The 23,152-nt window shown below is 67.7% G+C and carries 19 protein-coding genes; 13 read left to right on the top strand and 6 right to left on the bottom strand.

All coding sequences use genetic code 11. The annotated features are described in order from the left end of the window. Window positions 1-112 precede the first annotated feature (112 nt). From AC1RLU_RS17545 to surE, 9 genes are all read left to right on the top strand, one after another. On the top strand, window positions 113-1,474 hold the full coding sequence (locus AC1RLU_RS17545) for an NAD(P)H-dependent oxidoreductase (RefSeq protein WP_492797105.1): 1,362 nt from the start codon (window positions 113-115) through the stop codon (window positions 1,472-1,474). Next, entirely contained in the window at window positions 1,471-2,472 is a 1,002-nt protein-coding gene (locus AC1RLU_RS17540) for a thiamine pyrophosphate-dependent dehydrogenase E1 component subunit alpha (protein ID WP_492797104.1), read from the top strand. The genes AC1RLU_RS17545 and AC1RLU_RS17540 overlap by 4 nt, the downstream gene beginning before the upstream one ends. Continuing rightward, window positions 2,462-3,484: an alpha-ketoacid dehydrogenase subunit beta gene (locus tag AC1RLU_RS17535; protein ID WP_492797103.1), complete on the top strand. Its 1,023-nt coding sequence runs from the start codon at window positions 2,462-2,464 to the stop codon at window positions 3,482-3,484. Before AC1RLU_RS17540 ends, AC1RLU_RS17535 begins: the two co-directional genes overlap by 11 nt. Next, window positions 3,484-4,719: a dihydrolipoamide acetyltransferase family protein gene (locus tag AC1RLU_RS17530; RefSeq protein WP_492797102.1), complete on the top strand. Its 1,236-nt coding sequence runs from the start codon at window positions 3,484-3,486 to the stop codon at window positions 4,717-4,719. Before AC1RLU_RS17535 ends, AC1RLU_RS17530 begins: the two co-directional genes overlap by 1 nt. Window positions 4,720-4,851: 132 nt before the next feature. Beyond that, complete coding sequence (locus AC1RLU_RS17525; protein WP_492797101.1) at window positions 4,852-5,859, top strand: ABC transporter substrate-binding protein; 1,008 nt, start codon at window positions 4,852-4,854, stop codon at window positions 5,857-5,859. Window positions 5,860-5,876: 17 nt separating this feature from the next. Next, window positions 5,877-7,589: an ABC transporter permease gene (locus AC1RLU_RS17520; RefSeq protein WP_113584106.1), complete on the top strand. Its 1,713-nt coding sequence runs from the start codon at window positions 5,877-5,879 to the stop codon at window positions 7,587-7,589. Then, complete coding sequence (locus AC1RLU_RS17515) at window positions 7,577-8,668, top strand: ABC transporter ATP-binding protein (RefSeq protein WP_492797099.1); 1,092 nt, start codon at window positions 7,577-7,579, stop codon at window positions 8,666-8,668. The genes AC1RLU_RS17520 and AC1RLU_RS17515 overlap by 13 nt, the downstream gene beginning before the upstream one ends. A gap of 10 nt (window positions 8,669-8,678) precedes the next feature. Further along, a complete protein-coding gene (locus AC1RLU_RS17510; protein WP_492797097.1) occupies window positions 8,679-9,824 on the top strand; it encodes an MBL fold metallo-hydrolase in 1,146 nt (381 codons plus the stop codon). A gap of 2 nt (window positions 9,825-9,826) precedes the next feature. Next, window positions 9,827-10,573 (top strand): 5'/3'-nucleotidase SurE, encoded by a 747-nt coding sequence (gene surE / locus AC1RLU_RS17505; protein ID WP_492797096.1) that lies wholly within the window; start codon window positions 9,827-9,829, stop codon window positions 10,571-10,573. A gap of 27 nt (window positions 10,574-10,600) precedes the next feature. Here the strand turns inward: surE and AC1RLU_RS17500 are convergent, their stop codons facing one another. Continuing rightward, window positions 10,601-12,421 carry an ABC transporter ATP-binding protein gene (locus tag AC1RLU_RS17500; protein ID WP_492797094.1) on the bottom strand — a complete coding sequence of 607 codons (1,821 nt, stop codon included), beginning with the start codon at window positions 12,419-12,421 and terminating at the stop codon, window positions 10,601-10,603. Window positions 12,422-12,541: 120 nt separating this feature from the next. Between AC1RLU_RS17500 and AC1RLU_RS17495 the strand changes: the two genes are divergently transcribed. Both AC1RLU_RS17495 and AC1RLU_RS17490 read left to right on the top strand, forming a co-directional pair. Continuing rightward, the gene (locus AC1RLU_RS17495; RefSeq protein ID WP_061965746.1) at window positions 12,542-13,678 is read left to right on the top strand and encodes a DSD1 family PLP-dependent enzyme; all 1,137 of its coding nucleotides are present in this window, start codon (window positions 12,542-12,544) and stop codon (window positions 13,676-13,678) included. A gap of 7 nt (window positions 13,679-13,685) precedes the next feature. Then, complete coding sequence (locus tag AC1RLU_RS17490) at window positions 13,686-14,462, top strand: hypothetical protein (RefSeq protein ID WP_492797092.1); 777 nt, start codon at window positions 13,686-13,688, stop codon at window positions 14,460-14,462. Window positions 14,463-14,477: 15 nt separating this feature from the next. Here the strand turns inward: AC1RLU_RS17490 and obgE are convergent, their stop codons facing one another. Beyond that, window positions 14,478-15,521: a GTPase ObgE gene (obgE, locus tag AC1RLU_RS17485; protein ID WP_061965742.1), complete on the bottom strand. Its 1,044-nt coding sequence runs from the start codon at window positions 15,519-15,521 to the stop codon at window positions 14,478-14,480. Window positions 15,522-15,565: 44 nt separating this feature from the next. Next, entirely contained in the window at window positions 15,566-16,432 is an 867-nt protein-coding gene (locus tag AC1RLU_RS17480) for a LysR family transcriptional regulator (protein WP_492797090.1), read from the bottom strand. A 166-nt stretch (window positions 16,433-16,598) separates the two neighbouring features. On the opposite strand from AC1RLU_RS17480, the gene AC1RLU_RS17475 reads away from it, so the two are divergent. Next, the gene (locus AC1RLU_RS17475) at window positions 16,599-17,501 is read left to right on the top strand and encodes a DMT family transporter (RefSeq protein WP_492797089.1); all 903 of its coding nucleotides are present in this window, start codon (window positions 16,599-16,601) and stop codon (window positions 17,499-17,501) included. Between the two features lie 9 nt (window positions 17,502-17,510). Here AC1RLU_RS17475 and AC1RLU_RS17470 read toward each other — a convergent pair whose 3' ends face one another. Next, complete coding sequence (locus AC1RLU_RS17470) at window positions 17,511-18,071, bottom strand: dihydrofolate reductase family protein (protein WP_492797088.1); 561 nt, start codon at window positions 18,069-18,071, stop codon at window positions 17,511-17,513. Window positions 18,072-18,171: 100 nt separating this feature from the next. Here AC1RLU_RS17470 and AC1RLU_RS17465 point away from each other — a divergent pair, with 100 nt between their 5' ends. After that, on the top strand, window positions 18,172-18,690 hold the full coding sequence (locus AC1RLU_RS17465; protein WP_492797087.1) for a winged helix-turn-helix transcriptional regulator: 519 nt from the start codon (window positions 18,172-18,174) through the stop codon (window positions 18,688-18,690). Here the strand turns inward: AC1RLU_RS17465 and AC1RLU_RS17460 are convergent, their stop codons facing one another. After that, entirely contained in the window at window positions 18,691-21,912 is a 3,222-nt protein-coding gene (locus tag AC1RLU_RS17460; protein WP_492797085.1) for an efflux RND transporter permease subunit, read from the bottom strand. An 11-nt stretch (window positions 21,913-21,923) separates the two neighbouring features. Continuing rightward, the gene (locus AC1RLU_RS17455; protein ID WP_492797084.1) at window positions 21,924-23,105 is read right to left on the bottom strand and encodes an efflux RND transporter periplasmic adaptor subunit; all 1,182 of its coding nucleotides are present in this window, start codon (window positions 23,103-23,105) and stop codon (window positions 21,924-21,926) included. Between the last annotated feature and the right edge of the window lie 47 nt (window positions 23,106-23,152).

Genomic DNA, 23,152 nt, shown 5'->3' with positions numbered 1-23,152 from the left:
CCGCATCGCGTGGTCCAAGGCAACCCGTTCGAACATCTGTGCGCTTGACAGGACGAAAGACATGTTCTTTTGTTCCTACATAAGAACATATGTCCTAGGGAGAGTATCGACGATGGCCGCGATCCAGCCGCAGCCGCCTTTGGGCGCGCCCGTCGTCGGCCTGTCCCTGGCCGAGGCCCTCGAATTGCGCGCCAAGGCCGGCAAGCCGGTCCGCGTCGGCCTGATCGGCGCCGGCCAGATGGGCACCGATATCGTCGTCCAGATCTCCCAGATGACCGGCATCGAGATCGCCGCCGTCGCCGATATCGCGCCGGATCGCGTTTCGGAGGCCGCCGCGCTCGCCGGGCGCAAGGGCGAGGTCGACAATGTCACCGATGAGGCCGGGCTCGACGCCAGCAGACGCAAGCGCCGCATCGCCGCCACGACCTCGCTCGACCTGATCTGCCGTTCGCCCAACGTCGACGTCATCATCGACGCCACCGGCAATCCAGAAGCCGGCTCCCGCGTCGCGCTGACCGCGATCGCCGCGCGCAAGCATATCGTGATGATGAATGTCGAGGCCGACATCACCATCGGCTCCTATCTCGCGGTCGAGGCGGCCAAGGCGGGCGTCGTCTATACGCTCGGCGCCGGCGACGAGCCCGCCGCCGCGATGGAGCTGATCAATTTCGTCCGCGCCATGGGCTATCCGCTCGTCGCCGCCGGCAAGGGCAAGAATAACCCGTTCCGCATCGACGCCGTGCCGGCCGACTATGTCGAGGAAGCGACGCGCCGGAACATGAACCCGCGCATGCTCGTCGAGTTCGTCGACGGCTCGAAGACGATGGTCGAGATGGTCGCCATCGCCAATGCCTGTGGCTTCGTGCCGGATATCCCCGGCATGCATGGCCCGGCGGCGCCGAAGGACGAGTTGCAGAACTATTTCTGCCCGAAGGAAGAGGGCGGCCTGCTCTCGCAGAAGGGCGTCGTCGACTTCTCCGTGGCCAAGGGCGTCGCCCCCGGCGTCTTCGCGGTCGCAGAGATGCGCCATCCCCGCGTCCGCGAGCGGATGAGCGACCTGCATCTCGGCCCCGGTCCCTACTATTCCTTCTTCCGGCCCTATCACCTGACGAGCCTGGAAGTGCCGCTCTCGGCCGCCGCCGCGACGATCTTCAACCAGAGCCATATGCGCCCCCTGCCGGTGCCGACCTCCGAGGTCGGCTGCGTCGCCAAGCGCGATCTCGCGGTCGGCGAAACGCTCGATGCCATCGGCGAATACGGCTATCGCGGCTTCGCACTCTCCCGCGCCGACGCGCAGGCCCGCAAGGCGCTGCCGATCGGCCTCGCCCAGGGCGCGACCATGACCCGGCCCGTCCGCAAGGGCGAACTCATCACGCTGGCCGACGCCACGCCCGACGAACGACTGAAGATCGTCGAGGTCCGCCGCGCGCAGGACGCGATGATCGCCGCGCTGACCTCCGGAGCCCAGGCATGAGCGCCCATCAGAAGCCGAACCAGCGGCCGGAACTCGCCGCGCTCGACGATGCGACGGTGGCGCAGGCGCTGACCCGCATGCACCTGATCCGCAAGTTCGAGGAGGCTGCCGAGGCGAGCTACATGCGCGGCCTGATCCACGGCACGATGCATCTCTCGATCGGGCAGGAAGCCAGTGCCGTTGGCACGACGCTGCCGCTCGAAGCCCATGACTACATTCTCTCGACCCATCGCGGCCATGGCCACTGCATCGCCCGCGGCGCCGAGCCTAAGCTGATGTTCGCCGAGTTCTTCGGCAAGGAGACCGGCTACTGCAAGGGTCGCGGCGGCTCGATGCATATCGCCGATGTCGAAGGCGGCAATCTCGGCGCCAACGGCATCGTCGGCGGCGGCCTGCCGATCGCCGTCGGCGTCGGCATGAGCATCAAGGCGCAGAAGAACGGCCGGGTCTGCATGGTCTTCTTCGGCGACGGCGCCTCGAACGAGGGCGCCTTCCACGAGGCGTTGAACATGGCCTCGATCTGGAAGCTGCCGGTCGTCTTCGTCTGCGAGAACAACAAATACGGCATGTCGATGGATATCGGTCGCGCCATGGCGGTGGCCAACGTCGCCGACCGCGCTTCCGCCTACGGCATGCCCGGCCATTGCCTGGATGGTAACGACCTCGCCGGCGTCGCGGCTGTCGCGAAAGTGGCGATCGCGCGCGCCCGTTCCGGCGAGGGCCCCTCGCTGATCGAGTGCAAGACCTATCGCTGGCGCGGCCATTCCAAGAGCGACCGCAATCTCTACCGCTCCAAGGAAGAGATCGAGGAATGGCGCAGCCAGGACCCGATCCGGCGGCTCGAGGACGAGCTCAAGGCGCATGACCGCTTCGACGCGGCCGCGCTGATGAAGCTGGAAGAGGATGCCCAGCGCGACATCGACGTCGCCGTCGAATTCGCACGCACCTGCCCGGACCCCGATCCGAAAGACCTGACCCGTGACGTCTATGCCCTCTGACACGCTCGAAGCCGTGAGCGAGATCCGCGAGCTCTCCTATGCCGAGGCCGTGCGCGAGGCGCTGGGCCAGGCGATGGAAGCCGACGAGCGCGTCTTCCTGTTCGGCGAGGATGTCGGCGTCTATGGCGGCGCCTTCGGCGTCTCCGGCGATCTCGTCCACCGCTTCGGCAAGGACCGCGTGATCGATACCCCGATCAGCGAGCTCGGCATCGCCGGCGCGGCGGTCGGTGCCGCGATCACCGGCATGCGCCCGGTGCTGGAGATCCAGTTCTCGGATTTCGTCACGCTCGCCATGGAGCAGCTCGTCAACCAGGCGGCAAAAATCCGCTTCATGTTCGGCGGCAAGGCGAGCGTGCCGATGGTGGTGCGCCTGCCCGGTGGCTCAGGCACGGGTGCCGCGGCGCAGCACAGCCAGAGCCTGGAAGCGTGGTTCGCCCATGTTCCCGGCCTGAAAGTCCTGCAGCCGAGCACACCGCATGACGCCAAGGGCATGCTGCTCGCCGCGATCGACGATCCCAATCCCGTCCTGATCTTCGAGCACAAGCTGCTCTACAAGACCAAGGGCCATGTCCCGGCGGAAGCCTATCGCGTGCCGATCGGCAAGGCCGCGATTCGCCGCAAGGGCACGGACCTCACCATCGTCGGCTCCTCGATCATGGCCCGCAAGGCGGAAGCCGCGGCCGAGCGTCTCGCTGCGGACGGCATCTCGGCGGAGGTGATCGACCTGCGCTCGATCCGGCCGATCGACTTCACCACCATCGCCGAGAGCGTGCGCAAGACGCATCGCCTGCTGGTCGTCTACGAGGGCGTGAAGACCATGGGCATCGGCGCCGAGATCTCGGCCATGATCGCCGAGAGCGAGGTCTTCGATTTCCTGGACGCGCCGATCATCCGGTTGGGCGGCGCGGATGCGCCGATCCCCTACAATCCGGTTCTGGAGAAGGCAGCCGTCCCGCAGGAGGACGACATCGTCACCGCCGCCACCAATCTCGTCCGCCGCGGGGAAGCCTGATGCCCATCGAGGTCATCCTTCCCAAGGTCGACATGGACATGGAGACGGGCACGATCGAGGCCTGGCACGTCAAGGAAGGCGACCTTGTCCGCCAGGGCGACACCATCTTCGAGATCGGCACCAACAAGGCCGTGATGGAGGTCGAGGCCCCCGCCAGCGGCGCGATCCGGAACATCAAGACCGAGACCGGCGTACCGATCTCGGTGGGAACCCCCGTTGCGTGGATCTACCTCGACGGTGAGGCCGCCACCACACCGTCCGAGCCGGCAGCCGCTGCGGCTACCGTGGCGGCTGCCACATCCGTTTCGAAAGCAGAGGCGCCGGCCGCTCCGGTGATTACGGTTGCACCGACCTCGTCAGGCCTGCGCGCGACCCCGCTCGCCCGCCGCATCGCGCGCCAGAACGGCCTCGACCTCAAGACCGTAGCCGGCACCGGCCCGCGCGGTCGCATCGGCGAAGCGGATGTCACGCGCCATCTGGAGCAGCGGCCGCGCTGCGCTCCGGCGCAGGAGGCGCGCCCCGCGCCGGCCGCCTCGGCGATTGCTTCCGAGGGCCGCCTGCAGCCCTTCTCGGCGATCCGCCGCATCGTCGCGAACCGGCTCTCCGAGAGCATGCGCACCGCGCCGCATTTCTATCTGACGTCCGAGATCGAGATGAGCGCCGCGCGCGACCTGCTTGGCCGCCTCGCCAAACGTCACGAGCGCATCGGCGCCCCCAAGCCCAGCCTCACCGTGCTGATCGCCCGCGTCGCCGCCCGCATCCTGCGCGACCACCCGGTGATCAATGCGTCCGTCGAGGGTGAGGCGACCCGCTTCCACGAGCGCGTCGATATCGGCATCGCCATGGAGCGCGACGGCGACCTCGTCGTACCTGTGCTGCGCGATGCCGGCGGCATGGACATGCCCGCCATGACCCGCGAGTTCGCGAGACTGCGCGAGGGCATGGCGAAACGCACGCTGACCCCGGCCGAGCTCGGCGGCGGCACCTTCACCATCTCCAATCTCGGCATGTACGGCGTCGACTCGTTCACCGCGATCATCAACCCGCCGCAAGGCGCGATCCTCGCCGTCGGCCGCACCGTCGACAAGCCGGTCGGGCGCGAGGGCCAGATCGTGCTCCGGCCGATGGCGAACTTCACGCTGTCCTCGGATCATCGCATCGTCGACGGCGTCGCGGCGGCCCGTTTCATGGCCGATCTGCGCGAGGCCCTTGAAAACCCCGAGCTGCTCCTGTGAAGGATAATGCCGCCGGCTGCGCCGCATTGCGGATGGCCGGCGAGAGACGACCTGACATGACGACCTGACACGAAGATCGGCCGGCGCATTTGGCGTAAAGGTCGGCATCGCGACAACGGAGGAGATAAAACCATGACCCTGACACGACGCCACTTTACCCGGCACGGCCTGATGATGACGGCTGCCGCTGCCCTGCTCGCCGCCGCGCCCGCCTTCGCACAGGCGCCCTCGGGCAAGCTCGTGCTCTACACCTCGCAGCCCGAGAAGGACGCGGCCCAGACCGTCGCCGCCTTCAAGAAGGCCTATCCCAATGTCGAGGTCGATATCTTCCGCTCCGGCACGACCGAGGTGATGGGCAAGCTCGCCGCCGAGATCTCGGCCGGCCAGCCCGGCGCCGACGTCCTCCTGATCGCGGATGCCGCGAGCATGGAAATCCTGAAGGGGCAAAAGCAGCTCCTCGCCTATCCCGGCGCGAAGACGGAAGGCCTCCAGCCCGGCTCGTTCGACGCCGACAAGACCTATTTCGGCTCGAAGCTGATCACCACCGGCATCGCCTACAACACGGCCGCCAAGGAGAAGCCGACCTCCTGGACCGATCTCGACAAGCCCGCCTACAAGGGCCAGATCTCGATGCCGAGCCCGCTCTATTCCGGCGCCGCCGCCATCATGCTCTCGACCATGACGGCCCGTCCCGATCTCGGCTGGAAGCTGTTCGAGGGTCTGAAGGCCAACGAGGCCGTCGCCGTGCGCGGCAACGGCGCCGTGCTCAAGGCCGTCGCCACCGGGGAGAAGTCCTATGGCGTGCTGGTCGATTTCATGGCCTACAACGCCAAGAAGCAGGGCTCGCCGATCGACTTCGTCTTCCCGAAGGAAGGCGCCCCGGCCGTGACCGAGCCCGTCGCCATCGTGAAGACGACCAAGAACGAGGCTGCCGCCAAGGCCTTCGTCGACTTCATCCTCTCCGACGACGGGCAGAAGCTCGCTCTGGCCATGGGCTACATCCCGGCCAAGCCCAGCATCGGCTCGCCCGCCTGGCTGCCGGAAGGCACCAAGATCAACGTCATGGCCTCCGATATCGCCGCCGTGGTCAAGGCGACGGAGGCCGACAAGGCCCGCTTCGCCACGATGTTCGGCAACTGAGCCCGGAAGCGTTGCGTATGTCTATCGCCGACCCCGCGACGCTGCGCACGCGCGTCGAGGAGACGGGCCTCCTTTGGGGGCTCGTCGGCCTCGTCGCGCTGCTCTCGCTGCTGCCGATCGGTCGCCTGATCGTCGAGGGCCTCGCCCCCGGCGGCCAGCTCTCGGCGACGGCGCTGGGCAAGGTGATGGCGAGCCCGGCGACCTGGACGGCGACCTGGAACAGCCTCACCACGGCCATCGCCGGCACCATCCTCGCCACGCTGATCGGCGGCACCGTCGCGCTGCTGGCAACGCTGACCGACATCCGCGCCCGCAACGCCTTCACTTTCTGCTTCGTCCTGCCGCTGATGATCGCGCCGCAGGTCACGGCGCTGGCCTGGCTGCAGATCTTCGGGCCATCGAGCACGCTGCTGAAGCTGATCGGCATGGCGCCGCCGCTCGGCAGCCGCAACCCGCTCTATTCGCGCGAGGGCATCATCCTGCTGCTCGGCCTGCAATATGCGCCGCTGGTCTTCCTGACCCTGCGCGCCGGCCTGCGCGCCCTGCCGAAGGAGCTGATCGAGGCCGGCCTTGCCGCCGGCGCGCACCCCCTCACCGTGCTGCGCACCGTCGTGCTGCCGCTGATGACGCCGCCGCTCGTCGCCGGCATCGCGTTGTGTTTCGTCTCCTGCCTCGGGAATTTCGGCATTCCCGCCTTCCTCGGCATTCCCGGCAACTTCCTTGTCCTGCCGACGCTGATCTACCAGCGCCTCGCCGGCCTTGGCCCGGGCGTGCTTTCGGAGGTCGCGATCCTCTCCCTGCTGATCGGCCTGATCGCGATGATCGGCATCCTCATGCAGGATTTCATGCTGCGCCGCCGCGACTTCCGGATCACCACGACCTCGAGCGCGGCGCGCCCCTTCGAGCTTGGCCGCTGGCGTCGGCCGGTCGAGATCGGGCTCTGGAGCTTCGCCATTCTCGTGCTGGCACTGCCCTTTCTCGGCCTGCTCACGACCTCGCTGATCCCCGCCTTCGGCGTGCCGCTCAACGCCGGGACCGCGACGCTCGCCAACTACGCCTATGTCCTTTTCGAGCACGCCGCCTCGAAGCGCGCCTTCGTCAACTCCTTCCTGATGTCGGCGGGTGCGGCCACCCTGATCGTCCTGATCTGCGTGCCGCTCGGCTATTTCATTGTCTGGAAGAAGTCCCGCGCCCTGCGCCTGCTCAATCTCGCAGCGGAACTGCCCTACGCCATGCCCGGTGTCGTTCTCGCCATCGCCGCGATCCTGCTCTTCCTCAAGCCGCTGCCGGTCGTGAACGTCTCGCTCTACAACACCGTCTGGATCATCGTATTCGCCTATCTCGCCCGCTTCCTCGTGCTGGGCTTGCGCCCCGTCATCAGCGGCTATCTCCAGATCGACCGCACGCTGGAGGAGGCAGCGCAGATCGCCGGCGCCGGCCTGCCGCGCCGGCTCGTCACCATCATCTTCCCGCTGGTCGCGCCGGCCGCCGTCGCGGGTGCCCTGCTGGTCTTCCTGACCGCCTTCAACGAGCTCACCGTCTCGGCCCTGCTCTGGTCCTCGGGCGCCGAGACCCTCGGCGTCGTCGTCTTCTCCTTCGAGCAGGGCGGCGATTCCACCTATGCCTCGGCGCTGGCTGCCGTGACCGTGCTCGTCACCATCAGCCTGATGGCCTCCACCACCCTCTTCGCCCATAAACTGCCCCAGGGAGTCCTGCCGTGGCGCGACTGACCATCGACCGGGCGCAGAAGCGCTTCGGTTCCTATCTCGCGCTCGACGACGTCTCGATCGCGGTCGAGGATGGGGAGTTCCTGGCCGTGCTCGGACCGTCGGGCTGCGGCAAGACCACGCTGCTGCGCCAGATCGCCGGTTTCGACAAGCTCGACGGCGGCCAGATCCGCATCGGCGACCGGCTCGTCTCTTCGGCGCAGACCCATATCCCGCCGGAGCATCGCAAGCTTGGCATCGTCTTCCAGTCCTATGCGCTCTGGCCGCATATGACCGTGGCGGAAAACGTCGCCTATGGGCTCACCGTCGCCGGCGTGCGCGATCCCGAGCGAGCGAAGCGCGTCGCGGCCGCTCTCGATCTCGTCGGACTGAACGGTTTCGCCGAGCGCAGGCCGGGCCTGCTCTCCGGCGGCCAGCGCCAGCGCGTCGCGCTCGCCCGCTGCCTCGTCACCGAGCCTTCGCTGGTGCTGCTCGACGAGCCGCTGGCCAATCTCGACGTGCACCTGCGCGCCTCGATGGAGGAGGAGTTCTCCCGCTTCCACGAGCGCACCGGCACGACCATGGTCTACATCACCCATGATCAGGCCGAGGCGATGGCGCTGGCCGACCGTATCGCCGTGATGGATCGCGGCCGCCTGCTCCAGCTCGCCACGCCCTCGCTGCTGTTCCGCGAGCCCGCCAACGTGACCGTCGCCGGCTTCATCGGCGAAGGCATGGTGCTGCCGGCGACCGTCCTCTCCGCGCCGCAGGCGGGCCGCTGCAAGGTCAGCGTGCTCGGCGTCGAGGCTATCGTGCGCTGCCGGCCCGATCAGGCGATCTCCGGTCAGGCGAAGCTCTGCCTGCGCGCCCGCGACATCGGCATCGCCTCGGCCGGCGAAGGCGGCCTCGCCGCCACGGTCGAGCGCCTGTCCTACCAGGGCGGCTTCTTCCGGATGGAGGTACGACCTGCCGCCAGCCAGGACATCGTCCTGCATCTCGACGCGAACGAACCCGCCCCGGCCCAGGCCGGCGAGGCCATCCGCATCGCCATCACCGACGGCTGGATCATCCCGGAGAGCGCCTCCCTGGACAAGGCTGCGTGAGACCGGCGCCATGAAACTGACAGTCCATGGCGGGATCGGCGAAAAAGGCCGGACCTGCGTCGGCATCGAACATGGTGGAACGCGTCTTCTGCTCGATGTCGGCGTCGACACCAGCGCACAGGGCACCGCCTACCATCCGGCGATCACGCGCGCCGAGCTCGAACGCATCGACGCGATCATCGTCACCCATGCCCATGAGGATCATGTCGCGGCGCTCGGCTGGTGTCTCGCCAACGGCTTTTCAGGCCGCATCCTGATGACGGCGGAATCGGTCGCCGAGACGGACGCGACGCTTGCCGCCTACGCCACGCCGCACGAGAGGGCGCTTGCCCAAGCTGCTACCGCAGAGATCATCGCGCCCGGCACCGATTTCGCGCTCGGCCCGATCGCCATCCGGACTGGCCGCAGCGGCCATGTCGTCGGCGGCATCTGGTGTCATCTGAGCGCAGGCGGCCGCAGGCTCGGCTATTGCGGCGACGTCGTGCCGGATAGCCCGGTCTTCGCCATGGACGCCCTCCCGCCCAGCGATCTCGTGCTGATCGATGCCTCTTACGGCCCCGACCGCATCCCCGCCATCGAACGCGGCGCAGCCATCAAAGGCTGGCTCGCGGCCCATCCGCAGGGCACCGTCCTGCCGACCCCCCTTTCCGGCCGCTCCGTCGAGTTGATCGGCCTGATCGAGGGCCCGATCGCAATCCACCCCTCGATGCGCGAGGCTCTGGCCCAGCAGATCGCCGCTTCGACATGGTTGAAGCCCGGTGCCGCCGATGCCCTCTCGGCGCGTTTCGGCGAAGCACTGCTTTGGGAAGAGGGGCAGAAGCTGCCCCGAGCCGCACTGCTCGTCGATGACGGCATGGGGCTCGCGGGGCCCTCGAGGGTCGCGCTCGCACAGGCCCGCCGTGAACGTCATCCGGTCCTGCTGACCGGCGGCATTCCCAAGGGCAGCCCGGCCGATCTCATGCTGGCTGCAGGCGAGGCCGACTGGCTGCGCTTCCCGACGCATCCGACACTGCCCGAGAACATCGCGATCGCGGCGGCAAGCGGCGCCAGCCGCATCCTCGCCCATTCCTGCGATGCCGCGACCGCTGCCGCGCTGGCTGCCGGCATCCCCAAGCTCGTCACCGGCCTCAAGCCCGGCGATACCATCGAGATCTGATCATGCGCATCCTCATCGCCAATGACGACGGCATCGATGCTCCCGGCATCGCTTTGCTGCGAAAAGCCGCCGTGCGCGTCGCAGCCGATATCTGGGTCGTCGCGCCCGAGCGGAAATGGACGGCAGCGAGCCATCATCTCTCCTTCGACAAGGAATTGACGCTCAGCCGGCGCGAGCCGCAGGTCTATGCGCTGAACGGCACCCCGGCCGATTGCGTCGTCGCCGCCATGACCGTGCTGTTCCGCGACGGCGGCATGCCCGATCTGGTGCTCTCCGGCGTCAATGATGGCCGCAACGCCGCCGAGGATGCCGCCTATTCCGGCACGCTCTCGATCGCCCGCGAGGCGAGCTTCTGGAACCTCCCCGCCATCGGCTTCTCCCGCGCCAAAGGCGGCACGTCCGAAGAGCGCGACGTCGCCGCGCTCGCGGCCCTGATCGAAAACCTCTGGCGGACGCGCGCGCAATGGACGCGCGAGGGCACATTCCTGAGCGTCAACCTGCCGAAGGAATTGCCGGCCGAGATCGGCCTTGCCGGCATCGGTCGCGACAAGATCGCGAGCGCCGCCGATATCGTCTCGGAAGACAATGACCGCCTTGTCTGGCGCATCCGGCGCGGCCGGCCGCATACCAGCCGTCCGGGCGACGAGAACAGCCTGATCGATTCAGGCCGTATCGCCATCGTCCGCCATTGCTGGAGCGACGGCGCGCCATTGGATGCGGGTTTCGCTGCTGAGTTCAACAGGCGCTGAGACAGCCTGGAGGGCTGAGCCGACGGCTCAGCCCTCCAGGAACTGCATCCGGTGCAAACGGGCATAGGCCCCGTCGCGCGCCAGCAACTCGTCATGGCTGCCGGTCTCGACGACCTTGCCCTCGTCCATGACCACGATCATGTCGGCCTCGCGGATGGTCGAGAGCCGATGCGCGATGACGATGGTGGTGCGCCCCTTCATGAGCGCCGCCAGCGCCTGCTGGACGAGCCGTTCGGATTCGGTGTCGAGCGCGCTCGTCGCTTCGTCGAGCAGCAGGATCGGCGCGTTCTTCAGGATGGCGCGGGCGATCGCGATGCGCTGGCGCTCGCCGCCCGAGAGCTTGTGGCCCCGCTCGCCGACCGGAGCGTCATATCCGCCCGGCATCGCCGTGATGAAGTCGTGCGCGGCGGCCCCCTTCGCCGCGGCGACGATCTCGTCCAGCGAGGCGTCCGGCCGCCCGAAGGCGATATTCGCCCGCACGCTGTCGTCGAACAGTACGACATCCTGGCTGACGACGCCGATCTGGCGGCGCAGGCTGGTCAGGGTGACGTTGCGCAGATCCTGCCCGTCGATCTCGATCCGGCCCTCGGTGGGATCGTAGAGGCGCGGCACCAGCGCGAGCAGCGTCGATTTGCCGGAACCGGAGCGGCCGACCAGCGCCATCGTTTTCCCACCCTGCGCGACGAGGTCGATGCCCTCCAGCGCACGCTGGTCCTCGCGATAGCGGAAGCGCAGCTGGCGGAAGGCGACCTCGCCGGCAGTGACCGTCAGCGGCTTCGCGTCCGGACGGTCGAGAACCTGCGGCTTCTCGTCCATCAGCGCGTAGTAGCGCTTCAGCGAAGCGCCCGCCTCCTGGACGATGGCGTTGAGATTGCCGAGCGAGCGCATCGGCTGGGCCGCGAGCAGGAGCGCCGAGACATAGCCGGTGAAATCGCCGACCGTCGAATTGCCGGCGGTGATGCGCACCCCGATGGCGGCGAGCACGCCGGCGACCGCGAGCCCACCGCCGACCTCGAGCAGGGGGTCGAGCCGCCCGCGCGCATTGGCCGCCTTCATCTTCAGCGCCCGGATCGTCTCGAAGGCATTGGCCGCCCGCGTCTTCAGATAGGGCTCGAGCCGGTCGGTCTTGGCGACGCGCGCGCCCTGCAGGCTCTCGGTGACGAGATTGGCCATCAGGCCGGTCTGTTCCTGCTGGGAGCTGGCCATCCGCCTGAGCTTGCGCCCGATCCGGCCGATCGGATGGGCGATCACCGGCGCGATCAGGAGCACGACCAGCGTCATCTGCCAGTCGATCCAGATCAGCGCGCCGACCAGCGCGATCGCGGTGACGACGTCGCGGATGGCGATGTTGACGATGCGCGTCAGCGCTTCCTTGACGAAGGTGAAGTCGGTGGTGAAGCGCTGGGTGAGGGAGGCCGGATTTTCCCGCTGCAACTGTGCCAGGTCGGCATCGATCAGATGGCCGTAGAGGGCCGTCTGCATGTCCGCCTCGATGCGGCTGACGACATTGTTGGTCATCACCGTCTGGGCGAGCAGCGAGAAACCCTTGATGGCGGTGACGATCACGACGACGGTCGCGACCGCGTTGATGACGCCGATCTCGTAGCCGATCGACTTCGAGACCAATCGCTCCATGCGCCGGACGAAGCCGGTCGATTCGGCCATCAATGGATCGGCGAAGGCGTCGAACGCCGCCTTGATCAGGAGCGGATAGAAGCTCGTCGTCGCCGCGATGATCACGACGAGGCCGAGAATCATCAGCATCTGCGGGAGGTAGGACCTGATCTGCTCACGCCAGACACGGGCAAAGAGCGCAAGGGTGTCGTCGGTGACGCGGCCGATCTTCATGGCCGGGGCCTATCATGACAGCCCGACAAGCGCCACTGGTGCATGGCTGGCTGCGACAGGGGGGCCTTGCTACGGACACGAAGCTGTCTTCCCATGGCCATAACCGATTCAGGAGACTTCATGCCGCTATCCCCGCCGGCCCAGCCCGGCCAGAGCTTCGCCGAGATCGAAACCCCCGCCCTCGTGCTCGATCTCGATGCGTTCGAGCGCAATCTCGTCGCCATGGCCGCTTTCACCCAGGCCCATGGCATCAGGCTCAGGCCCCATGCCAAGTCGCACAAGAGCCCGGAGATCGCGCTGCGGCAGATCGCCCATGGCGCGGTCGGGCAGTGCTGCCAGAAGGTGGGCGAAGCCGAAGTGCTGGTTGCAGGCGGCGTCGGCGACGTGCTGGTCACCAACGAGATCGTCGGCGCGGCCAAGCTCGACCGTCTGGCCCGCCTCGCCCGCAGCGCCAAGATCGGCCTCTGCGTCGACCATCCCGACGGCGTGCGCGAGGCGGCGGAAGCGGCGGCCCGCAACGATGTGACCCTCGACGTCTATGTCGAGATCGATGTCGGTGGCCGGCGCTGCGGCGTCGCGCCCGGAGAGGGCGCCGTCCGGCTGGCCGAGGCGATCGCACGCTCCAACACCCTGCGCTTCGCCGGCATCCACGCCTATCACGGCTCCGCCCAGCACATGCGTTCGATCGACGAGCGCCGCGAGGCAATCGAACGGGCTGGCTTCGCCGCCCGCAACACGGTCGAACGGCTCAGCCATGCCGGCCTGAAATGCGAGATCGTCACCGGCGCCGGCACCGGCACCCATGAATTGGAGACCCAGTCCGGCATCTGGAACGAGATCCAGGCCGGCTCCTATATCTTCATGGACGCCGACTACGCCCGCAATCGCCAGGCCGACGGCACGCCCTTCCGCACCTTTGAACACTCTCTCTTCGTCCTCGCCGGGGTGATGAGCAAGCCAGTGCCGGACCGCGCCATCGTCGATGCCGGCCACAAGTCGGCGGCGGTCGATTCGGGCATGCCCGTGCCCTTCCGCCGCGAGGGCGTGATCTATACCAAACCCTCCGACGAGCACGGCGTCCTCACCGGCGACCCGATCGCGATGCCGCATCGCGGCGACAGTTTGCTACTGATCCCCGGTCATTGCGACCCGACGGTCAACCTGCACGACTGGTATGTCTGCGTCCGCGGCCTGCACGGGCCCGACGCCCATGTCGAGGCCCTCTGGCCGGTGGCCGCGCGCGGTGCCCTGATCTGAGCGGGAGATGCTCGCGGAGCTCTTTCTGCAACTGACGACACCAGCCGCGCGGATGACCCGGCGGCTGGGTCTCGTCGGAGAAAGCGTCGCGCTCTGGTCGCGCGGCAACCGCCAGCGCCGGGCGTGGGCTCCGCATCACGAACGCTGCCGCAGCGTGGTCGCTGAGGCTATCACGGAGCTGTCGCAGCGCCGCAAGGTGGCGGTCCTCGGCTCGGGCCTGCTGCGCGACATCCCGCTCGACCTGCTGTGCCGCCAATTCGAGCAGGTTCTGCTGGTCGATGCCGTCCACCTGCCGCAGATCCGGCTGCGCATGCGCGTCCGGCCCAAGGTCATACTCCTGACCCGCGACCTCACCGGCGTCATGGGCTGGCTGGCCGAGGAGAACGACGGGCGCATCGATCCGCTGGCCGATCTGGCCGCCGACTCAAGCCTTGATCTCGTCATATCCGCCAATCTGATGTCGCAGCTCGCTTGGCCGGTCGAGGATTGGCTGGACGATCACCCCGACCGTGCTGGACAGCTACCGGTCGACCTGCCAGCGCGCTGCATCGCCTGGCATCTCGCTGATCTGCGCCGCTTCAACGGCCGTGTCGTCCTGCTCAGCGATGTCGAGATGGTCGAGCGCGACCGTGCGGACGCGATCACCGATCGCCTCGATCTCACGCGCGGCGTCGAACTACCGCTCCCGGATGAAAGCTGGGACTGGCCGGTGGCGCCCTTCGGCGAAGCGGAACGCGACCGCGAATGCACCCACCGCGTCGGCGCCTGGCGGGATTTCCGCTAGAGCGCCGGCCCAGCCTCAGGGCCGCCAGCCGGTGTCCTCGACCGGCGCGTTCTCGCGCTCTTCCACGCGACGGGCTTCCTCGACCACGGCGAAGAGTGCCCTGAGCGCGGCATCGACGCCCTCGCCCGAGGCGGCCGAGAGGATGATCGGCATGCGCTTGGCCGCCCGCTTCAGGCGCGCGACCTGCTCCTTGAGCACTTCCGGCGTCAGCGCGTCGACCTTGGAGAGCGCAACGATCTCCGGCTTGTCGGCCAGCCCCTCGCCATAAGCCTCGAGCTCCTCGCGCACGGTCTTGTAGGCCTTGCCGGCATGCTCGCTGGTGCCTTCGACCAGATGCAGCAGCACGCGGCAGCGTTCGATATGGCCGAGGAAGCGGTCGCCGAGGCCATGGCCTTCATGCGCGCCCTCGATCAGGCCGGGGATATCGGCGAGCACCATCTCGCGCCCGTCGACGCGCACGACGCCGAGGCCGGGATGCAGCGTGGTGAAGGGATAATCGGCGATCTTCGGCTTCGCCGCGGTGACGGTGGCGAGGAAGGTCGACTTGCCGGCATTGGGCAGGCCGACAAGGCCGGCATCGGCGATCAGCTTCAGGCGCAGCCAGACCCAGCGTTCCTCGCCCGGAAGGCCGGGATTGGCATGGCGCGGCGCCTGGTTGGTCGCCGTCTTGAAATAGGCATTGCCGAAGCCGCCATTACCGCCCTTGCACAGCACGAAGCGCTGGCCAGGCTCGGTCAGGTCGGCGATCTTGGTCTCGCCGTCTTCCTCGAGGATCTCGGTGCCCGGCGGCACCTTCAGCACGATCGCCTGCGAATTCGCGCCATGGCGATCCTTGCCCATGCCGTGCTCGCCGGTGCGGGCCTTGAAATGCTGCTGGAAGCGGAAGTCGATCAGGGTGTTCAGCCCCTGCACGCATTCGATGACGATGTCGCCGCCGCGCCCGCCGTCGCCGCCATTGGGCCCGCCGAACTCGATGAACTTTTCGCGGCGGAAGGAGACGCAGCCGGCGCCGCCGTCACCCGCCTTCACATAGATCTTGGCCTGGTCGAGGAATTTCATGCTGTTTCACTAGTGATGAGCGGAGGAAAGGGCAATGGACCGGATCATGCCGCCTGCCGGAAAGCGCTCATCTCCTCGCGCAAGGCATCGGCGAAGCGCTGCGCCGCCAGGCCCGGACGCGGCGCCATGAGCAAGCCGACCGTCAGTTCGAACAACGGCGGCAGCCCTTCCGCCGCACCGAGGCGGCGCAGCGACGGCGGCACGGCGCTTTCCGTGATCGCGGTGACGCAGAAGCCGCCTTCCACCGCCGAGAGCACGCCGGAGGTATGCGAGCAGGAAAAGACCAGCCGATACGCCTTGCCGGCGCTGCTCAGCGCCGCGAGGACGCGCGAGCGCGCCCGGCAACCCTCGGAGAACAGGGCGAGCGGCAGCGTCTCCTGCAGCTCCGGCCGGTGGCCGCGCGCCGCGACCCAGATCATCGGCTCGCGCCGGAGCACCTCGCCCATCGGCCGGCTCGGATCCTGCGAGACCACCGCGAGATCGAGCTCCCCGGCCTTGAGCGCAGGTTCGATCCGCTTCGAGAGATCGCAATGCACCTCAAGCTCGACCTTGGGATGCTCCGCCGCGAAGCGCGCGATCAATGGCCTGAGATAGGCGTCCATATAATCGTCGGGCACGCCGATGCGCAGCCGGCCGGTCGGTGTCTCGCCGGCAAGGTCGGCCAGGGCCTCGCGCTCCACCGCGAGCAGGCGCCGCGCATGGGCGAGCAGCCGCTCGCCCGCATCGGTCGGGGTGACGCCGCGGCGCGAGCGCTCCAGCAGCTTGTGGCCGAGCTGGCTTTCCAGATCCTGGATACGCACGGAGATCGCCGACTGCGTCCGGCCGAGCCGGGCGCTGGCCGCAGTGAAGCCACCGGTCTCCGCCACCGCCACCAGCATGCCGAGCGCGGCGAGGTCGAAATGGGCGGTCATGACGTGCCTCCTTGGGACGCGCGAGATCCATCGGTTTTAAGAATGGTTAAATCAGAATAATCCGTTTTTCCGATCGATGGAAGCGCACTATATCCTCGGCTGAACGAGGCTGAGCCGGCCGCGCCGTCGCGACCGAAGCTGGCCTCACGATCCATCAGAAGACACCATGTCCGCTCCCGCGATTCCCGTCCGGCCCGCATCGCCCGCGCTGGCGATGTTCCTCGCGCTGCTTATCGGCGCCACCTGCATCGGCTTTTCCGGTATCTTCGTGCGCCTTGCCGATGTCGGCCCGGCGGCCGCCGGTTTCTGGCGGATGCTCTTCGCGCTGCCGGTACTGGTCGCCTGGACGGCGCTGGAGCAACGCAGGCCTGCGAGCGAGAAGATCGGCCGCGGCGCCTTTATCGCGGTTGCGTTGGCCGGCCTGACCTTCGGCATCGACGTCACGCTCTACAACGCGGCGCTCGGCCATACCACGATCGCCAATGCCTCGCTGCTCGGCAATCTCTCCCCGGTCGGTGTCGTGCTCGGCGGCTGGCTGCTGCTTGGCGACAAGCCGTCGCGGCGCATTCTCGGCGCGCTGATGCTGGCGGTCGCTGGCGCGATCCTGCTGGTGCTGCCGAAATTCACTGGCGCGGAGCAGGTCACTGGCAATCTCTTCGGCGACAGCCTCGCCGTCGGCGCCGCCCTCTCCTACGCCGCCTATATCCTGGCGGTGCGCCGCGCCCGCGACCGAGCCGGCGCCGGCTATGTCAGCCTCGTCTCCAGCGCGATCTGCGCCGTGTTCTGCCTCGCCGCCGCACTGATGCTCGGCGAACAAATCATTCCGATGAGCCTCCAGGGCTGGCTTGCGGTCGCCGCGCTCGGCCTCGTCTCGCATGCGCTTGGCCAGGGCCTGATCACGCTCTCGCTCGGCAGCTATGGCGCCGGCGCCGCCTCGCTCGTGATGGTCTGGCCGGCACTGGTCAGCGTGCTCGCCGCCTGGGCGCTCTTCGGCGAGCAGCCGACACCGGTCCAGGCCTTCGGCGGCGTCGCCATTCTCGCTGCCGTTCTGCTGGTTCGGCGCGGCTGAATCACCCCGTCAGGCCGCAGCCTTGACGCCATAGTGCAGGATCACGGTGCCGTTCTTGAGCGGTCGGGCCGCGATCAGCGCATAGTGCCGCTTCTCCGCATTCGACTTGAACAAGGGCGTGCCCTGCCCGATCGTGACCGGCGCGATCGCGATCATGATCTCGTCGACGAGGCTGGCCGCCAGCAGCGATTCCGTCAGCTCCGCGCTGCCAAAGACATAGATGTCCTTCCCCGGCAGGGCCTTCCGGCGCGTGATCTCCCCGACGATATCCGCCGTCACCGTCGTGTTGTTCCAGTCCGAACCGGTCAGATCGCGTGACGCCACAAGCTTCGGCAGGGCGTTCATGAAGGCCTTGGTCTCGCCCTCCTCTTCCGTCGAAGTCCAATAGGCCTTCATCCCCTCATAGGTGACGCGGCCGAATACGAGCAGCCCGGCCTTGCGCCCGAACTCGCTGCTGAGCGCGGCAAGCTCGTCGCCCCAGGCATCCTGGTGGAAGCCGAGATCCCACTTCTCCCTGCCCTCGAAGAACCCTTCCAGCGTCATCAGATTCCAGACGATCACCTTGGCCATCGCATCCTCCTGCTGTGCTCGATTAAAACCAGTTTCGATTTGCAACCAGTTGATGGATAGCGAAACCGATCCTATATTGCAAGCGGTTTTGGAGACGAGCATGCGCGAGACCGGCCGTTCGGGCTGTCCGATCAATCTGACGCTGGAAATCCTGGGCGATCGCTGGAGCCTGATCGTGCTGCGCGACATCATGTTCGGCAACCGCCGGCATTTTCGCGAGATGCTGGCGAAATCGGACGAGGGCATCGCCTCGAACATTCTCGCCGACCGCCTGAAGCGCCTCGTCGAAAAGGGCCTGCTCTCGCGCCGCGACGACGCCAGCCACAAGCAGAAGGCGATCTACAGCCTGACCGAGATGGGCATCGCGCTCGTCCCCGTCTTCGCGGCGATGGGCGAATGGGGTCGAAACTTCTTAGCCGTGACCGAGGAACTCTCGATCCGCGCCGAACTCCTGAGCGAAGGCGGCCCGGCCCTCTGGGAGCGCTTCATGCAGGAGCTGAGGCATCTCCATCTCGACGCAGCCCCGCCGGAGCAGTCGGTGCTCGCCGAGCTGACGCAGGCCTATCGGGATGCGCTGGCGCGACGTCAGGCGGCCGAGGTCTCTGCGCCCCCGGCTTGATCACTCCGCCGCCAACCGCGGCGGCGCTGGCTTCGACATCGCTTCCGCCGTCGCGATCGCGGGTGCAGCGTGCTCGTCGATCGGCTCCCACTGGCTTTCGTCCTCGGCCTTGCCGAAGAAGCGCCCGAAGAGCCAGCCGGTCGCCCGCGAGAGATCGTCCATCACCATGTAGAAGGACGGCACGAAGACGAGCGAGAGCACGGTCGAGACGATCAGGCCGCCGATCACCGCGATCGCCATCGGCGCGCGGAACTCGCCGCCGTCGCCGACACCATAGGCCGAGGGCAACATGCCCGCCGCCATCGCGATCGTGGTCATCAGGATCGGCCTCGCGCGCTTGCGGCCAGCCTCGATCAACGCCGTGAAGCGGTCCTTGCCGCGCCCGACCTCCTCGACCGCGAAATCGACCAGCATGATCGCGTTCTTGGTGACGATGCCCATCAGCATCAGCAGGCCGATATAGACCGGCATCGAGACGGCGTTGTTGGTCGCGAGCAGCGCGATCACCACGCCGCCGAAGGAGAGCGGCAGCGAGAGCAGGATCGTGATCGGCTGGAAGACCGAGCCGAACAGCAGGATCAGCACCGCCAGCACCAGCATCAGGCCGGTCGTCATCGCGGTGACGAAGCCCTGCACGACCTCGCCCTGGATTTCGGCATCGCCGGTCGCAGCGATCCAGACGCCATCCGGCAGGCCGACCTCCTTGACGATCTCGTTGAACTTGTCCTGGGCGGTGCCAAGCTCGAAGCCGCGCTTCAGGTCGGCACCGATCTGGGCGCGGCGAACGCGGTCATAGCGGTCGATCGAGCTCGGCCCTTCGCCGAAGCCGATCGTGGCCACCGCCGTCAGCGGGATCGAGACGCCGGTCGCATTGGTCACGCGCAACGCCGCGATATTGCGCATGTCGGTGCGGGCGGCCTCGTCGAGCTGGACACGGATCGGCACCAGCCGGTCGCCCGCATTGAACTTGGCGAGGTTGGGCCCGACATCGCCGATCGTGGCGACGCGCACGGCTTCCGAGATCGCTTCCGGCGTGACGCCGAGCGTGGCGGCCTCCTCGAGCTTCGGCGTGACGCGCAGTTCCGGGCGACTCAGCGAGCCGGCGGTCGCGACGTTGAGATAGCCGTCGACCTGGCGCATCCGCGCCTCGATCTTGGCGACGGCAGCGTCGAGCGCCTCGCCGTCCTTCGACAGGATCGAGAACGCCATCTCGCGCTCGCCGCGCTCGTTGACATACCAGGCGCGCACATCCGGCACGCTGGCGAGCTTCTCGGCGATGGTGACCTTGAGCTCCTTCTGGGCGATATCGCGCTCGGCCTTGGGCTTGAGCAGGATGAAGACCGCAGCCCGGCGCACCTCGCGCTGGCCGGTCGGCGAGGCCCCGCCGAGCACGAAGACGTCGCGCACCTCGGGGATGGTCTTCAGCGCATCGACCAGCTTGTCACTGGTGACGCGGGTATCCTCCAGCGTCGAGCCGGGCGGCAATTCGACCGAGGCGACGACGCGCGAGGTATCCTCGTCCGGGATGAAGCCGGTCGGCAGCATCTGCGTTGCCTGGATCGAGCCGATCAGGAACATGAAGCCGATCACCAGCGTCGCATAGGCGGTGTTGAACGGCAGGGTCCGCCAGCGCCCGGTGCCGTTGAGGCGCGGGAAGAACGGCATGCGGCGCTTCTTCAGCGTGCCCTTGAGCAGGCCGACATAGCCGCGCATGACGAACCCGTCCCTGGGATCGGCATGGTGGACCGGCTTCATCAGATAGGCCGCCATCATCGGCGTGATCAGGCGCGCGACGAGCAGCGAGAACAGCACGGCGACCGCCACCGTCAGGCCGAACTGCCGGAAATACTGCCCGGCGACGCCGCCCATGAAGGAGACCGGCGCGAAGATCGCGACGATGGTCAGCGTGATCGCGATGACCGCGAGCCCGATCTCGTCAGCCGCCTCCATCGCTGCGCGATAGGGCGACTTGCCCATCTTCATGTGCCTGACGATGTTCTCGATCTCGACGATGGCGTCATCGACCAGGATGCCGGTCACCAGCGTGATGCCGAGCAGGCTGACGAGGTTGAGCGAGAAGCCCATCAGCTCCATCGCCCAGAAGGTGGGAATGGCCGAGAGCGGCAGCGCCACCGCCGTGATCAGCGTCGCGCGCCAGTTGCGCAGGAACAGGAAGACGACGAGGACGGCGAGCCCCGCACCTTCCAGCAGCGTTTCCATCGCCGCCTTGTAGTTGCCGTGGGTATAGGCGACGGCGTCGTCGATCGGCGTGATCTTGATGTCGGGGAAGCGCTTGTTCAGCTCCTCGACGCGCTGCGCCACGATGTCCTTGACCGAAAGCTCGCTCGATCCCTTCGAGCGGAACACCGCGAAGGTGACGACCGGGCTCTTGTTGAGGCGGCCGAAGGCGCGCGGCTCGGAATTCGAATCCTCGACGCGGCCGAGCTCCTTCAGGCGCACCTCGCGCCCGCCCGAGAGCGTGATCTTGGTCTCGGCCAACTCCGCGACGGTCCGCGCGCCGGCCAGCGTACGGATCGCCTGCTCCTGCCCGCCGACCTCGCCGCGCCCGCCCGCGAGGTCGACATTGGTGGCGCGGACCTGGCGGTTGACCTCGCCGGCGGTGATGCCGAGCGCGAGCAGGCGGTCGGGATCGAGCGAGATGCGGATTTCCCGGTCGACGCCGCCATAGCGCTCGACCCGGCCGACGCCCTTCAGCCCCTGCAACTCGCGCGCGACGACATCGTCGACATGCCAGGAGAGCTGCTCCAGCGTCATGCCGGTCGAGGCTGCGCCATAGGTCAGGATCGACTGCCCCTCGACATCGATGCGCTGGATGATCGGCTCGTCGATGGTGCGCGGCAGGTCGGCGCGGATCTTGGCGACCGCATCCTTGACGTCGTTGACGGCCCGGTCGGTATTGGTCTCGAGCCGGAACTCGATCAGTGTCAGCACCTGGCCGTCGGTCAGCGTCGAGGTGACGTGCTTCACCCCGGTGATGTTGGCGACCGTGTCCTCGACGCGCTTGCTGACCTGGCTTTCGAGCTCGGCCGGCGCCGCGCCCGACTGCGTGATGGTGATCGAAACCAGCGGGATGTCGATATTCGGAAAGCGCGTCACCGGCAGCTTCGAGAAGGCGAGCAGCCCGAGGACGCAGAGCACGACGAAGATCAGGATGGCCGGAACCGGCTTCCGTATCGACCAGGCGGAGAAATTGACGTTCATGCGCTTGCCCGTCAGTTCGTCGCGACCGGCGTGACGATGTCGCCATCGCGCACGAAAGTGCCGGCGCGCGCCACGACCGTCTCGCCCTCGCTGATGCCGCTGGCGATCTCGGCGCGGCCATGGCCGACCAGCCCGAGCGTCACCGGCTTGGTCGTGACCTTGCCGTCCTTGACGGACTGAACGGTCGCGCCCGACCCGTTATAGGTGATGGCCGAAAGCGGCAGGGTCAGGGCACGCTTGCGGCCGGTCTCGATGATCCCGCGCGCGAACGAACCGATGGCGACCGGCGGATTGCCGTCGAGCGCGACGAGCACGCGGCCGAGCCGCGACGCCTTGTCGACCTCCGGCACGATCAACCGGATGCGGCCCGCCAGCGCCTCCCTGGCACCGGCCGGCAGGACCGCCACGCCCTGATCGAGCTTGAGCTTGGGAAGCTCGACTTCGGCGACCTGCGCCTCGAGCTCGACTGCGCCGTCGGCGATGATCCGGAACAGCGGCTCGCTCTGCGGCAGCATGCTCGCCATCGCGCCGAGCCGCGCCGTCCGTCGGCTGACGATGCCGGCGCGGCGCGCCTTGATCTCGGTGCGCTCCAGCTTGACGGCGATGTCCTTGCCCTGCGCCTGGGCCAGAGCGAGATCGGCACTGGCGATCGCCAGTGCCTGCCGGGCGGAATTCGCGCGTGCCTGTCCGGATCGTGCGGCGGCAGCCCGCTGGTCGAACGTCTCGACACTGGTATTGCCGCTCTCGCGCAGCGCCTTGGTCCGGTCGAAGGCATTGTTGGCCTGGACGAGATTGGCGTCGGCCTCGGCGATCTGGGCCTTGGCCTGAGCGATCAGCGCCTCCGCGCGCGCGATCTGGGCGTCGTTTTGCGCCTTCTGGACCTCGAGTGTCGTCCGGTCCAGCCGCGCGAGGACCTGCCCGCGCGCGACCTTGTCCCCCTCCTGCGCCAGCAGTTCGACGATCGAGAGCCCGTCGACTTCCGGTGCGACCAGGATTTCGTCGCGCGCGACGATCGAGCCGGAGACGACCACGCTCTGGACGATCTCGGTGCTCTGCGCCTGCGTCACCGTGACGGAGGGTCCGGCGGCCGCGGCTGCGGCCTGCCCGGCGGTCTGCGCCTGCAGCGGCAGCGGCGCGGCCAGCAGGGCCAGCGCGATCATCGCGTTCAGCGGAACGATCGAACGAAGGGACATCGGAAACGATCCTGTTGCGGCCATGCGGCCGGTCGGAAACGGGGCAA

The sequence above is a fragment of the Allobosea sp. GW822-FHT05A11 genome (genome assembly GCF_058800455.1).
The sequence above is the reverse complement of the archived record's forward strand: the minus strand, read 5'-3'. Positions and strand labels throughout refer to the sequence as shown.